The 12,556-nt window shown below is 67.3% G+C and carries 12 protein-coding genes; 6 read left to right on the forward strand and 6 right to left on the reverse strand.

Annotation, left to right across the window (positions count from 1 at the left end; all coding sequences use genetic code 11):
* Positions 1-15 precede the first annotated feature (15 nt).
* Entirely contained in the window at positions 16-576 is a 561-nt protein-coding gene (locus tag DEF76_RS10740) for an outer membrane protein assembly factor BamE (RefSeq protein ID WP_162800599.1), read from the reverse strand.
* Positions 577-823: 247 nt separating this feature from the next.
* Between DEF76_RS10740 and DEF76_RS10745 the strand changes: the two genes are divergently transcribed.
* The 3 genes from DEF76_RS10745 to hemW are packed head-to-tail and all read left to right on the forward strand — an operon-like array spanning position 824 to position 3,050.
* Positions 824-1,369 carry a ubiquinol-cytochrome C chaperone family protein gene (locus DEF76_RS10745; RefSeq protein ID WP_114913821.1) on the forward strand — a complete coding sequence of 182 codons (546 nt, stop codon included), beginning with the start codon at positions 824-826 and terminating at the stop codon, positions 1,367-1,369.
* A complete protein-coding gene (locus DEF76_RS10750) occupies positions 1,366-1,896 on the forward strand; it encodes a YceD family protein (RefSeq protein WP_114912332.1) in 531 nt (176 codons plus the stop codon). Before DEF76_RS10745 ends, DEF76_RS10750 begins: the two co-directional genes overlap by 4 nt.
* A gap of 8 nt (positions 1,897-1,904) precedes the next feature.
* Entirely contained in the window at positions 1,905-3,050 is a 1,146-nt protein-coding gene (gene hemW, locus DEF76_RS10755; protein ID WP_114912333.1) for a radical SAM family heme chaperone HemW, read from the forward strand.
* Here the strand turns inward: hemW and DEF76_RS10760 are convergent.
* Entirely contained in the window at positions 3,043-6,762 is a 3,720-nt protein-coding gene (locus DEF76_RS10760; RefSeq protein WP_114912334.1) for a hydantoinase B/oxoprolinase family protein, read from the reverse strand. The two genes, hemW and DEF76_RS10760, sit on opposite strands and share 8 nt — an antisense overlap.
* Before the next feature lie 97 nt (positions 6,763-6,859).
* Between DEF76_RS10760 and DEF76_RS10765 the strand changes: the two genes are divergently transcribed.
* Positions 6,860-7,393, forward strand: coding sequence for a winged helix DNA-binding protein (locus tag DEF76_RS10765; protein ID WP_114912335.1), 534 nt, complete (start codon positions 6,860-6,862; stop codon positions 7,391-7,393).
* Between the two features lie 169 nt (positions 7,394-7,562).
* A complete protein-coding gene (locus tag DEF76_RS10770; RefSeq protein WP_114912336.1) occupies positions 7,563-8,780 on the forward strand; it encodes an MFS transporter in 1,218 nt (405 codons plus the stop codon).
* A gap of 152 nt (positions 8,781-8,932) precedes the next feature.
* On the opposite strand, the gene DEF76_RS10775 is transcribed toward DEF76_RS10770, so the two are convergent.
* Genes DEF76_RS10775 through DEF76_RS10790 form a run of 4 tightly spaced genes read right to left on the reverse strand, consistent with a single transcriptional unit; the run spans position 8,933 to position 11,900 of the window.
* Complete coding sequence (locus DEF76_RS10775) at positions 8,933-9,652, reverse strand: lysophospholipid acyltransferase family protein (RefSeq protein ID WP_114912337.1); 720 nt, start codon at positions 9,650-9,652, stop codon at positions 8,933-8,935.
* A gap of 16 nt (positions 9,653-9,668) precedes the next feature.
* On the reverse strand, positions 9,669-10,283 hold the full coding sequence (locus DEF76_RS10780) for a YdcF family protein (RefSeq protein WP_162800600.1): 615 nt from the start codon (positions 10,281-10,283) through the stop codon (positions 9,669-9,671).
* Positions 10,280-11,230, reverse strand: a complete 951-nt coding sequence (locus DEF76_RS10785; protein ID WP_114912339.1) for a cell division protein FtsX — start codon at positions 11,228-11,230, stop codon at positions 10,280-10,282. The genes DEF76_RS10780 and DEF76_RS10785 overlap by 4 nt, the downstream gene beginning before the upstream one ends.
* Positions 11,223-11,900 carry a cell division ATP-binding protein FtsE gene (locus DEF76_RS10790; RefSeq protein WP_114912340.1) on the reverse strand — a complete coding sequence of 226 codons (678 nt, stop codon included), beginning with the start codon at positions 11,898-11,900 and terminating at the stop codon, positions 11,223-11,225. The genes DEF76_RS10785 and DEF76_RS10790 overlap by 8 nt, the downstream gene beginning before the upstream one ends.
* 138 nt (positions 11,901-12,038) lie before the next feature.
* Between DEF76_RS10790 and DEF76_RS10795 the strand changes: the two genes are divergently transcribed.
* Positions 12,039-12,470, forward strand: coding sequence for a zinc-ribbon domain-containing protein (locus tag DEF76_RS10795; RefSeq protein ID WP_114912341.1), 432 nt, complete (start codon positions 12,039-12,041; stop codon positions 12,468-12,470).
* Positions 12,471-12,556 lie beyond the last annotated feature (86 nt).

The following is a 12,556-nucleotide window of genomic DNA, read 5'->3' on the forward strand; positions in this document are numbered from 1 at the left end:
CATCGCGGCGCCAGACTACGGCATGCCGCCGCCCATCCCCATGCCGCCAAAGCCGCCACCCATCATGCCGCCGGCGCCGGGTACGGTGCTACCCATGCCGGCCCCGTTCATCCCCATGCCCGCCATCATGCCGCCGAACGGATTGATCATGCCGATGCCGCTCACGATCTGATCCCAGGCCGAGACGTTGCCGCCCGGCGACGGCGTGATACGATCGACCACCCTGACCGGCAACGCGTCCTTCTGGCCGAGCGTCTTGATCGCCCGCAACACACCTTTATCGTCAAAGGTCAGGACCACCACCTGCTGATTAGCAACGTGAAGGGTGCTCGCGACGATCGGCTTGGTTATCTGGCCGATATAAATCCAGGTATTGTCGTCGAAGGTCGCCTTCGAGGTCGGGGTGCCGAGCAGAGATTGCGCGTCCGCGCGCGTAGACACCCCCGGCACCAACTCGGCGAGCTGATCGGGGTCGACGGGGTTGCCGCGCACCTGCGTCTGCGGCGCGAGGGGGCCGCAGGCGACGACGCCGAGCAGGGCGAGCAACGCGAACAGGCGAACGGAAGCGGCGAGCATCAGCAAACCTCGGCAATATGACCGAACTCCCGGCCGCAGATCGAAGCGCCGGTATTTGACCGGCGAAATCCAGGCGCTATGTCTCGCCCGCAGCCTTGCAAGCGATGGCGGGAACGGCAGCGCTGCGACCGAGGCGCCGGGCTGGGCCCTTTTTCGGCGATCGCGCGGCGGCATGCAAGACGATTTCAACGCCTGGGTCGCACACGCGCGCCCAGGGATCGCAAGGAGCTCGGGCGAGGTGGTGGATATGGCTTTCTGGCGGCGCGGAAGACGGCACGAACGGGCGGGATTCACCCTCTACGGCCAGGCCGTGGCTGCCGCGCGGCGGCCATTTTTCTATGATGTCCTTGCCGTCCCCGACACGCTCGATGGCCGTTTCGATCTCGTCGGGCTCCATGTCGCGCTCATCATCCGCCGTCTCCGCCATGACCGCGAGCCCGGCCCGGCATTGGCGCAGGCGGTGTTCGACGCCATGTTTTCGGACATGGACATCAATTTGCGCGAACTCGGTGTCGGCGACATGTCGGTCGGGAAAAAGGTTCGGGCAATGTGGGAGGCGTTTCACGGCCGCGCCCGCACCTATGAGGCAGCGCTCGACGCCGGCGATGCCGATGCCTTGACCGTGGCGCTCGCGCGCAATGTCTGGCGTGGCGGCGCGGCACCGCGCGCGGCAGAGCTGGCCGCGATCGCGATCGCAAGCGATGCGGCTCTGGCGCGCCAAGCCCTCGCCGGGTTCGCTGCCGGCGAGGTCGCCTTCCCGCCCCCCGAAACCCTGGCCGGCAACGACGCATGATACCGGAATTCCACCGCCCACGCGCGCAGGCAAGCCTCGCCCCGGCCGGCGAGACGGTGGCGATCGCGGCCCGTCGCACCGAACGCGCCGCGCTCGCCCAGCGCTTTGATCTCCCCGCCATCCGCCATCTCGCGGCGCGCTTTCATCTCCTGCCGGCGACCGATGGTAGCGTACTCGCGAAAGCCCGCCTGGTCGCCCGTTTCACTCAGATCTGCGTCGTCACCTTGACCCCCTTCCCGGCGACGATCGCTGCTCCGTTCATGCTCCGCTTCGTCCCAGCCGGGCGTGAATCCGAGGGCGACGATCCGGAGGCGATCGATACTGTCGGCGTCACCGCCGGCATGCTCGATCTCGGCGAAGCGGCGGCGGAACAATTCGCACTTCTCCTCGACCCCTATCCACGCCTGCCGGGGGCGAGCCTGCCGGCGGACTACGCGCCCCGGCCGAATGCCGACCCGCAGGCCGCCAACGGAGCCCTTCCCTTCGCCACCCTCGCCGCGCGCCTGCACGCCCGCCGGGGCCGATAGGCCGCGCCATGCTCGCGCTCTATATTCATTGGCCATTCTGCCGCGCCAAGTGCCCTTATTGCGATTTCAACAGCCATGTCCGCGAGCGGATCGACGCCGGGCGCTTCCTTGCCGCGCTCCGCGCCGAACTCGCGCATGAGGCGGCGCGGCTTGGCCGCCGGCGGCTGGCTTCGATTTTCTTCGGCGGCGGCACGCCGAGCCTCATGCCGCCCGAGGGTGTCGCCGCCCTGATCGCCGACGCAACCCGGCTTTTTGCGCCCGAAGACGATCTCGAAATCACCCTGGAAGCCAACCCGACCAGCGTGGAGGCGGAAAACCTCGCGGCCTTCCACGACGCCGGCGTAAACCGCCTCTCGCTCGGCGTGCAAAGCCTCGACCCCGCCGCTCTCGCCTGGCTCGGGCGCCGCCATTCAGCGGCCGAGGCGATCGCGGCGCTCGAACTCGGGCGACGGATTTTCCCCCGCCTTTCCTTCGATCTCATCTACGCCCGGCCCGACCAAAGCATTCCCGCCTGGCGCGGCGAATTACGGCGGGCGCTGGCTCTCGCCGCCGATCATCTCTCGCTCTATCAGCTCACCATCGAACCCGGCACGGCCTTCGAGACCGCCCACGCCCGCGGCGACATCATCCTCCCCGACCCAGAGCACGCCGCAGCACTCTATCACGCAACCGCCGAGGAAGCGTCGCGGTTCGGGCTCTTCGCCTATGAAGTCTCCAACTATGCCAGACCCGGCGCCGAAAGCCGCCACAATCTCGCCTATTGGCGCTATGGCGATTACGCGGGCATTGGCCCCGGCGCGCATGGCCGACTTTTCCTCGGGGGGGAGCGGCTGGCAATCCGTCGCCATCGCGCCCCGGAAGCCTGGCTCGCGCAGGTTGAACGCGAAGGCCACGGAAGCGTCGAGGAAGCGGCGCTCACGGCCACCGAACAGGCGCGCGAAATGCTGCTGATGGGGCTGCGGCTCGACGAAGGGATCGATCCCACACGCTTTCAGCACATAACCGGCCGGCCGCTGGTTGCGGCGATCGATGGCGAAACCCTCCGCGCGGCAGAAGAGGAGGGATATCTCGCCTGGGGCGAAACCGGGCGGCTCCGCGCCTTGCCCGCCGGCCGGCTTCGGCTCGACGCCCTGCTCGCCTCACTGCTCAAGTAGTTTTATTATTTAGGCGAGTGTGTTCTTGAATGGCCTCCCCCTCCCCCGCTTTTGGTGCGCCAAAGCCGCCGCCACCCGGGGTTTCGATCACGAAAATATCGCCGGGCGCGAGTTCGGCGCGATCGACACCGCGCAGGATGTCGCGTCTGCCATCGCGGCGCTCCACCCATTGCCGCCCGGGCGCGCCGTCTTCGCCGCCTTCGAGCCCGAAGGGAGCGACCTCGCGGCGTGAGGCGACGATCACCGCCGTCATCGGCGCGAGGAAACGGATGCGCCGGCGCGCGCCGGCGCCGCCGCGATGGCGCCCCGCCCCGCCCGAGCCGTGGCGGATCGCGAATTCCTCGAGCCTAACCGGATAGCGCAGTTCGAGGATTTCGGCGTCCGTCATGCGGGTATTGGTCATGTGGGTCTGCACCGCCGCGGTGCCGTCGAAATCGGGCCCGGCGCCGGTGCCGCCGCAGATCGTCTCGTAATATTGATATTTCGCATCCCCGAAGAGGAAATTATTCATCGTCGCCTGGCTGCAGGCGATCACGCCGAGCGCGCCGAAGAGGGCGTTGCAGGTCGCTTGCGAGACCTCGGTATTGCCGGCGACGACGGCGCGGCCGGGCGTCGGGCTCAGGAAACTTCCCGGCGGGATCACGATCTCGATCGGTTTCAGGCAGCCGTCGTTGAGCGGAATGTCATCGCCGACCAGACAGCGGAAAACGTAAAGCACGACGGCGCGGGTCACCGCTGGCGGGGCATTGAAATTCCCGTCCGTCTGCTCCGCCCCGGTGCCGGTGAAATCGACGATCGCGGTGCGTTTCGCGGTATCGACGCGCACCTCAACCGCGAGCGGCACGCCGCGATCCATCTGATAGATGAAACGCCCGCCGGGGATGCGCGCCAGCACCCGGCGCACGCTCTCCTCGGCATTGTCCATGACATGGCGCATATAGGCGGAGACGACGTCCCAGCCATAGTGCGCGATAACCCGCTGCAATTCCTGCACGCCGCGGGCATTGGCGGCGACCTGCGCCTTGATGTCGGCGACATTGACATCGGGGCTGCGGGCCGGATAGCGCGCGCCCGCAAGGAGGACACGGAACTCCGCCTCGCGGAAATGCCCGCCCGTGGCATTGCCCTCGACGAGAAGAAAATCATCGATCACCACGCCCTCTTCCTCGAGCGTGGTCGAGTTGGGCGGGGTCGAGCCCGGGGTCGTGCCACCGATATCGGCGTGATGCCCGCGCGAGCCAACGAAGAACCGGATCTTTTGCCCGCTCTCGTCGAAAACCGGGGTGATAACGGTGACATCGGGAAGATGCGTGCCGCCGTTGAAGGGGTTATTGAGGGCGATGACGTCGCCCGGCTTAAGGGTTTTGCCGCGCCGCGCCAGTACCGTGCGGACGCTTTCGCCCATCGCGCCGAGATGGACGGGCACATGCGGTGCGTTAGCGACGAGAGCGCCGCTGCCATCGAAAATCGCGCAGGAAAAATCGAGGCGCTCCTTGATGTTCACGCTGAGGGAGGTGTTCTGCAAAACCGCGCCCGTCTGCTCGGCGACATTCATGAAGAGGTTGTTGAAGAGTTCGAGTAGTACCGGATCGGCGCGCTCGGAGCCGGCGGCATGGCGCGTCGTGCGTGGGCTCGCGCGCGTCAGCAGGAGATGGTTGCGCGCGGTAATTTCCGCCTGCCAGCCGGGTTCGATCACCGTCGTCGCATTGGCCTCCCTGATCAGCGCCGGGCCGGACAAACGGTCACCGGCGGCAAGCGCCGTGCGCTCGAACACCGGCGCGCGGTGCGCGGCCCCCTGGCTGAACAAGGCAACTTCGTCGATTGGCACCGGCGTGCCGGAGGCGCGCGGCGCGAGCGACTCTTCGGCCACCGCGTCGCCAGGGGCGATCGCCTCGATCGCGACCAGTTCGGCGATCAGCGTGCGGCCTGGTGGCGGGACGAAACCGAAGCGGGCGCTGTGGGCGGCGGCGAAATCGGCGGCCATCGCCTCTAGGGAAGCAAAGGCGACGGGAAGCGCTGCTTCGGTACTTTCAATGCGAATATGCACCGAGCGCTTGACGCGGATTTTCTCGCGCTCAGCCCCTTGCGCGACGAGTGCCTCGGTTCCGTCTGCCGCCAGCCGCGCGAGCGCAGCCTCGAGCGTCGGGATCGCCGTCTCAACGAGCGGCGTTTCGACCGCCTGCTCACGCATCACCACCTGATCGGCAAGCCCCATGCCATAGGCCGAGAGCACCCCGGCGAAGGGATGCAAGAACACTTTGTCCATCCCGAGCGCATCGGCGACCAGACAGGCATGCTGGCCGCCGGCGCCGCCGAAGCAGGCGAGCGTGAAGCCAGTGACATCGTGGCCTTTCTGGACCGAAATCTGCTTGATCGCATTGGCCATGTTGGCGACCGCGATGGCGATGAAGCCCTCCGCGAGGCGCTCCGGGGTGTGGTCGATGCCGGTTTTGGCGCTGACCTCGGCGGCGAGGGCCGCGAATTTTTCCCGCACCAGGCCGTCATCGAGCGGTTGATCGCCGCTCGGGCCAAAAATCGCCGGGAAATGCCGTGGCTGGATTTTGCCGAGACAGACATTGGCATCGGTCACGGTGAGCGGCCCGCCATTGCGGTAGCTCGCGGGGCCAGGCGCGGCACCCGCCGAATCCGGGCCGACACGAAGCCGCGCGCCGTCGAAATGCAGGATCGAGCCGCCGCCGGCGGCAACCGTGTTGATCGCCATCATCGGCGCACGCATGCGCACACCGGCGATCTCGGTCTCAAAGGCGCGCTCGAAAGCGCCGTTATAAAGCGCGACATCGGTCGAGGTGCCGCCCATGTCGAAACCGATGATGCTGGTGATCCCTGCCGCGGCGGCGGTACGGGCGGCGCCGACGATGCCGCCGGCAGGGCCAGAGAGGATCGCATCCTTGCCCTGGAAATGCCGCGCCTCCGCAAGCCCGCCATGAGACTGCATGAAATAGAGCCGTGTGCCGGCGAGCGCCGCCGCGACCTGATCGACATAGCGGCGAAGAATGGGCGAGAGATAGGCATCAACCACGGTGGTATCGCCGCGCGGCACCAGGCGCAAAAGCGGGCTCACCGCGTGACTCGCCGAGACCTGCGCAAAGCCGGCCTCGCGGGCAAGTTCGGCGAGTCGCTGTTCGTGGTCGGGATATTTCCAGGCATGCATGCGCACGATGGCGCAAGCGCCAAGACCCCGCGCGCGCGCCTCGGCGAAGGCTTTTCGCGCCCCGATCTCATCGAGCGGGATGATCTCGGCGCCGTCGGCCGCGATCCGGCCATCGATTTCCACCACCGTCTCATAAAGCAGGCTGGGGAGCGTGATCGCGAGATCGAAGAGGCGCGGGCGCGCCTGGTTGCCGATACGCAAGGCATCGGCAAAACCCCGATCGACGACGAGCAGGGTCCGCTCGCCCTTCCGTTCGAGAAGGGCGTTGGTCGCGACCGTGGTGCCCATTTTCACCGCCTCGATCACCCCCGGCGGAATCGGCTCCTCGGCGGCCAGGCCGAGCATCGCCCTGATCCCGGCGATCGCCGCGTCCTGATAGCGGGCGGGGTTTTCCGAAAGCAGTTTATGAGTAAGCAAGCGCCCGTCCGGCGCCCGCGCGACGATATCGGTGAAGGTGCCGCCACGATCAATCCAGAACTGCCAGCCGGGGATCAGAGGAGGCTCGGGCGACGTGTCGCGGGGCGCGGCGGCTTGGGTCATGGGGACTCCGTCTCTGGATTTTTTCGCGCCCTCTTATTGACAAATTATCATCAAATCGTCAACGATTTCTCAACGTCAACCGCAAAGGAAGCGCCCGATGCCCGAGAGCAAGGCTGCCCCACATCTCCGGCACGATCCCGTGGTCTCGTCCGCCCATCTCGCGGCCGGCGGCTCACCCGCGCTTTCCGAGGTCGAATTCGGCCTCACCCTCGCCCATCACGCCTTTCAGCGCTGGATGACCCGCTGCGCCGCCGCTGCCGGAGCACCCGGCCTCTCGCCGATCGAGGTGCTCATCCTGCACACCGTCCGCCACCGCGACCGGCCGAAGCGGCGAGCCGATATCGCCCTCGTCCTCGATATCGAGGATCCGCATCTCATCACCTACGCTCTCGGCAAGCTGACCCGCGCCGGCCTCATCATCAGCGAGCGCGCCGGCAAGGAGGTGTTGGTGCGAGCAACGGCGGCCGGTGAGGCGCTCTGCGCGCGCTACGCCGCGATCCGCGAGCGGCTGCTGGTTCAGGGCTTCGCCGACACCGGCCCCGGCGAGGCGCCGCTCTCGGCGCTCGCTTCCCTGCTGCGCGCTCTCTCCGGCCATTACAATCAGGCAGCCCGCGCCGCGGCAACGCTTTAGGGAAATAAAGATAAAGAAAGCATCTTCTTTTTCTGAAGAAAAAGAAGCAAAAAGACTTTTCTCCTGCAAAAAAAATCTTCTTTAACTTGTCGGCAAGAAAGGAATCCGTGCCATTCCCGCGACCGTTGCTGCCAAACAGGATACCGGGCTGCTCGCCTTCTTCCGCAGCATGACTGCGCCCGAACGCGGCACCTTCATCGCTTGCGCCACTGGCTGGGCACTCGATGGCATGGATTTCATGATCTACCCCTTGGTGCTGGGCTCGATCATGCGGCTCTGGCATGTCGGCGGCGGCCGCGCTGGGCTCGCGGCGACAGTGACCTTGCTCGCCTCCGCCATCGGCGGCTGGCTCGCCGGTTTTCTCTCCGACCGCATCGGCCGGGTGCGCACGCTGCAACTCACCATCTTGTGGTTCTCGCTGTTCAGCCTGCTTTCCGCCTTCGCGCAGAGTTTCAATCAATTGCTGCTTTTTCGCACGCTGCTCGGGTTCGGCTTCGGCGGCGAATGGGCGGTCGGTGCGGTCTTGATGGGGGAGGTGATCCGCCCGGCCTTTCGCGGCCGCGCAGTGGGCTCGGTGCAAGCGGGCTGGGCGCTGGGATGGGGGGCGGCGGTGCTGGCCCAAGCGGCGCTGTTTTCCGCATTGTCGCCGGCGCTCGCCTGGCGGGCGATGTTCGCGCTCGGCGTCGCGCCGGCGCTGCTCACGCTTTATATCCGCAGTCACGTTGCCGAACCGGAGCTGGCGGCAGCCAGCCACCGGCAGCGCCTTGCCAGCGGCGAGCCGCATCCGACACTCACGCGCATTTTCGCGCCCGACATCCTGACCACCACCCTGCTCGCCGCCCTCGCCTCGACCGGCGCGCAAGGCGGCTATTACGCCATCACCACGTGGCTTCCGACCTTTCTCAAAACCAGCCGCGGCCTCAGCGTGATCGGCTCAACCGGCTATCTCGCGACACTAATCGCCGGCAGTTTCGCAGGCTACCTCATGGGCGCCTGGCTCGCCGATCGGATCGGGCGGCGAATGCTGTTTCTCGTCTTCTCGGCGGCGGCGATTGTCCTCGTGCTCGCTTATACCCAGCTCCCGATCCCGAACCAGGCGATGCTGGTGCTCGGGTTTCCGCTCGGATTTTTTGCCTCGGGCTATTTTTCCGGCTTCGGCCCGTTTCTGAGCGAGCTATTCCCGACCGCGATGCGCGGCTCAGGGCAGGGATTCTGCTATAATTTCGGCCGCGGCGTCGGTGCCCTATTTCCGACCCTGGTCGGCTATCTCGCGGAGATCATTCCCCTCGCCGATGCCATCGCGGTGTTCGCGACCGTCGCCTATGCGGTATTTTTCTTCGCCGCCTTCGCACTGCCGGAAACGCGCGGGCGAACGCTCGTACACTGAGGGGCGGATCAGCACGTGCCGCCAGCCAATTATCCCCATCTCGCGACGAGCCGTCAGCGCGACTGGAAATTGATAAAAATACGTTATTTATCAAATAGTTGAATTTTGACATTGGTGTGACATCGGAGCTTTGCGGCGATCCTCCCACAGAGTTACCCACACCCCGCGCCGGCACGCGGCAGCGGCGCCGCATCCCAGGCCGCCTGGAGGCCGGCAAGCAGTGCCTCACGCGGCAGGCCGGCCGGCAATGGCGGGCAGACGACGAGATGGATCGGCCCCGGGCGCTTGAAAAACGCGTCTTTTCCCCAGCGACGCCCGGAGTCGGTCGCAACCGGCACCACCGGCAATTTCACCGCCGCCGCCATCGCCGCGACCCCGGGCTGCAACGCCCGCCGCTCGCCAGGGAGGGTGCGCGTTCCCTCGGGAAAAATCACGATCTGGCGTCCCTCCGCCACCGCCCGCCTTGTCTCGGCGAGGAGGCCACGCAGCGCCGCAGCACCGCCAGCGCGATCGACCAAAATCATCCCAGCCAGCGGCGTGAGCGGCCCGAAGAGGGGAATTTTCTTAAGTTCCCGCTTCATCACATAGGTCGGATGGGCGAGCAGCGTGAGCCAGACCAGCGTGTCATAGGCCGATTGATGCTGGGAGGCGAGCAATACCGGCCCCGCCGGCGGCAAATGCTCGAATCCGATCAACACAGGATAGATGCCGCAAATCCAGCGCAAGCCGCCGAGCACCAACCGTGCCCAGAATTGCGCGTAAGCGAGCGCCCGGCGGCGCGCAAACCAGCGCACGCCGAGCCCGCCGATCCCGAGCACGAAGGTGAGCAGGAAGAAATAGAGATTGAACAGCGCCGAGCGCAGAAACATCATATCCCTCTCATCTCCCTCAATCGTGCCCCCAGTCATTGCCCGGCAACAACGCTGAGAGGCCCGAGGCGACGATCAGGAACTTGCTGTATTCGACGGCGAGCAGCCTGAGCGTCGTCCATCGCCAGGGGCCGCGCATCGCCGGCGGCACCACGGCGGCGGCGTAAAACGTGACATCGGGCATGGCGCGGGCAAACTCGGCGCGAGCGCGCGGCATGTGATAGGTCGCGGTGACCAGGATCAGCGAATGAAAGCCGTTCTGCCGCGCCCACAGCGCCGCCTCGGCGGCGTTGCCGCGGGTCGTCAGCGCCGCCCGGCCGAGCGTGACATGGCCGCCGAGCTGTGCTGGATCGAGCCCGGCGCGGTGCGCCATCTCGGCGAGATCGAGCTTCGAGGCCACCCCCGAGACCAGCAATTCCCGCCCTTTGCCGGCGGCGAGCAGACGCAAGCCATCGGCGATCCGATCCGCCCCGCCGGTGAGGACGACGATCCCGTCGGCGGGTGGCAGATCGGGCGGCGGGGGCGTCTCGGTCACCGAGACGAAGCAAAGGAACCCAGCGAACCAAACACCGGCGGCAATTAGCGTGACCAAAAGGACGCTGCGCCACGGGGCTGCCCATCTCACGCCGGTCACGGTAGACGGCGGAGCCATCGCCGCACCGTCCCCTGCGCCGTGAGCCAGCCGATGGCCGCCGCGGCCAGCGGCAGCAGAGCGAGCCAAGGCGCCGCGAGCGGCAGGATGCCGCGGGCCAAGCCCGCCGCCATGCCGCTCACGGCGTCCTTGCTGGGCGCGATAAGCCCCGCAAACGGCGCTGCGACCTGCCCGAGCAACGCCAGCGCCGGCAGCGCCGCGAGCGTGCCGAGCCCCCCGCCAAGCGCCGCGAGCCATGAGGCGCGGGCGGCGAACCGATTGGCGATATAGGAGTCGCTGGCACCCAGCCCGTGGACGATTTCCAGCGCCTCGCGCCGCGCGGCAAGGCTCGCGCGGGTTGCGATCGCGATCACCAGGGCGGCGATCATCCCGACGATGAGCAGCGCCAGCGCCGCCAGCGCCTGTAAGCTCCGCGCCAACACGGTAAGATGCGAAAACCACGGCCCCGCCGCTTCGACCAGCGTCCCCGGCGCGACCGGCGTGAGCCGTGCCGCCAACGTCTCCTCGGCGACCGGGGCGGCCCCTGCGGCGCGGCGGACAGTGATCACCGCCGGCACCGCAAGACCGAGCGTGCCAGGTGTTGCGCCCAGCCAGGGGCGCAGCAGCGCCTCGAGTTCGGCATCACTCAGCCGCCGCGCCGCGATAATTCCTGGATCGGCACGGAGCACAGCGAGAACCGCGTCCGCCCGGCTCGCCGCACCAGCGTCGGCCGGCGCCTGAGGTGCGGGCACCTGAATGGTCAAGCTGGCGCCCGCCCCTTCGCGCCAATGCCGGGCAAGGCCGGCGGCGGCAAGCATCCCAGCGAGCGCCAGCGCCGCGAGCAACGCCACCGCCGCGACCAAGAGCGGCAGCAAACGCGGTGCGAAAGCGCGTTTCAAGCCAAGTTCGTCGAACCGCGCCGGGCGCAGCCGCGCGTGCTCCCTACGCATCGCCGACCAGCCGTCCCTGATCGAGCCGCAGCGCCGGCGCCGGATAACGCGCGACCAGCGCGGTCTGGTGGGTCGCGACGATGACGCTAGCGCCAAGCCGGTTCAACTCGCCGAGCAACTGCATGAGCCGTTCCGCCTGGGCTTCGTCGAGATTGCCGGTCGGCTCGTCAGCGAGAATGAGGCTCGGGCGGTTGATCACCGCGCGGGCGATGGCGACGCGCTGCTGCTCGCCGCCCGAAAGCGTCGGCGGCAGCGCCGCGAGATGGCCGGCGAGCCCGACCCAGCGCAGCATTTCCGAAACATCGGCGCGGATCTGCCCCTCCGGTCGGCCGGCAAGGCGGAGCGGCAAGGCAACGTTATCGAACACCGAAAGATGGTCGAGCAGCCGGAAATCCTGGAATACAACGCCGATCTGGCGGCGGAGCGCGGCAAGATCGCGGCGCGCGGCGGTATGGATGGGGTGACCGAGAATGACGGCCTCACCCTGGCTCGGCCGCACCGTGAGCGTCAGCAGGCGGAGAAGACTGGTTTTGCCAGCGCCGGAGGGGCCAAGCAGCCAGCGAAACCCGCCCGCCGCGACGCTAAAGCTGATATCGCGCAAAACCAGCCCCGCCCGGCCGCCGCCGGCGCCTTCGCCATAGGAAAGTCCGACTTCGTGAAATCTGATCATCCCGAATCGCGTTGTTGTTCCCTATCCTTTTGCCAAGCCAGGAAAGAGGGTGCAAACCTCGTCGCGCATTGCCCCATTCCCTTCCCAGGGCATTGCCAGAGCCAAGCCGGCACGGCAAAGTAACTTCTCGAGACATTCATGCACATCACTTGTCCCGCCTGTGCCGCGGCTTATGAGGTTCCGGACACGCTGCTCGTGCCCGGCCGGCGAGCGCGTTGCTCGCGTTGCGGCCATGAATGGGAGCCGAGCGCCGATACCACGCCACCCCCGCCCGAGCCGGAGGCGACACCCGCGGTAACCGCCGTGGTAGCGCCCGAATCCGCCGTCCGCATTCCCGAGGCGCCGCGGGTCGCGGCCGCCGAGCGGAGGGTCACGCCCTCCGCGAAGCCGCCACGCCGCCGGCCCGGCGCCGCGATCTGGCTCGGATGGGCGGCGAGCCTCGTGATCGTCGTTTTTGCCGGCTATGCCGCCGCCCACCATCGCGAGACGGTGATGCGGCGCTGGCCGCCGAGCATCCGGCTTTATAATGCGCTCGGCCTCCTCCCGGCAGCGCCTCCCGCGAAACCGTGAGGATCCCCCTCCCGGTCATGCCGCTCGCGCGCGCTTGACGGGCAAACAAGAACCAATGTAGAACACTGATCAGAAATCCTGGAGTC

It is taken from the genome of Acidibrevibacterium fodinaquatile, from assembly GCF_003352165.1.
Taxonomy (GTDB): Bacteria; Pseudomonadota; Alphaproteobacteria; order Acetobacterales; family Acetobacteraceae; genus Acidibrevibacterium; species Acidibrevibacterium fodinaquatile.

What these genes read in the sequence shown, in the direction of transcription:
- DEF76_RS10740 (WP_162800599.1), bottom strand. Translation starts at nt 576, where the DNA reads ATGCTCGCCGCTTCCGTTCGCCTGTTCGCGTTGCTCGCCCTGCTCGGC.
- DEF76_RS10745 (WP_114913821.1), top strand. Translation starts at nt 824, where the DNA reads ATGGCTTTCTGGCGGCGCGGAAGACGGCACGAACGGGCGGGATTCACC.
- DEF76_RS10750 (WP_114912332.1), top strand. Translation starts at nt 1,366, where the DNA reads ATGATACCGGAATTCCACCGCCCACGCGCGCAGGCAAGCCTCGCCCCG.
- hemW (WP_114912333.1), top strand. Translation starts at nt 1,905, where the DNA reads ATGCTCGCGCTCTATATTCATTGGCCATTCTGCCGCGCCAAGTGCCCT.
- DEF76_RS10760 (WP_114912334.1), bottom strand. Translation starts at nt 6,762, where the DNA reads ATGACCCAAGCCGCCGCGCCCCGCGACACGTCGCCCGAGCCTCCTCTG.
- DEF76_RS10765 (WP_114912335.1), top strand. Translation starts at nt 6,860, where the DNA reads ATGCCCGAGAGCAAGGCTGCCCCACATCTCCGGCACGATCCCGTGGTC.
- DEF76_RS10770 (WP_114912336.1), top strand. Translation starts at nt 7,563, where the DNA reads ATGACTGCGCCCGAACGCGGCACCTTCATCGCTTGCGCCACTGGCTGG.
- DEF76_RS10775 (WP_114912337.1), bottom strand. Translation starts at nt 9,652, where the DNA reads ATGATGTTTCTGCGCTCGGCGCTGTTCAATCTCTATTTCTTCCTGCTC.
- DEF76_RS10785 (WP_114912339.1), bottom strand. Translation starts at nt 11,230, where the DNA reads ATGCGTAGGGAGCACGCGCGGCTGCGCCCGGCGCGGTTCGACGAACTT.
- DEF76_RS10790 (WP_114912340.1), bottom strand. Translation starts at nt 11,900, where the DNA reads ATGATCAGATTTCACGAAGTCGGACTTTCCTATGGCGAAGGCGCCGGC.
- DEF76_RS10795 (WP_114912341.1), top strand. Translation starts at nt 12,039, where the DNA reads ATGCACATCACTTGTCCCGCCTGTGCCGCGGCTTATGAGGTTCCGGAC.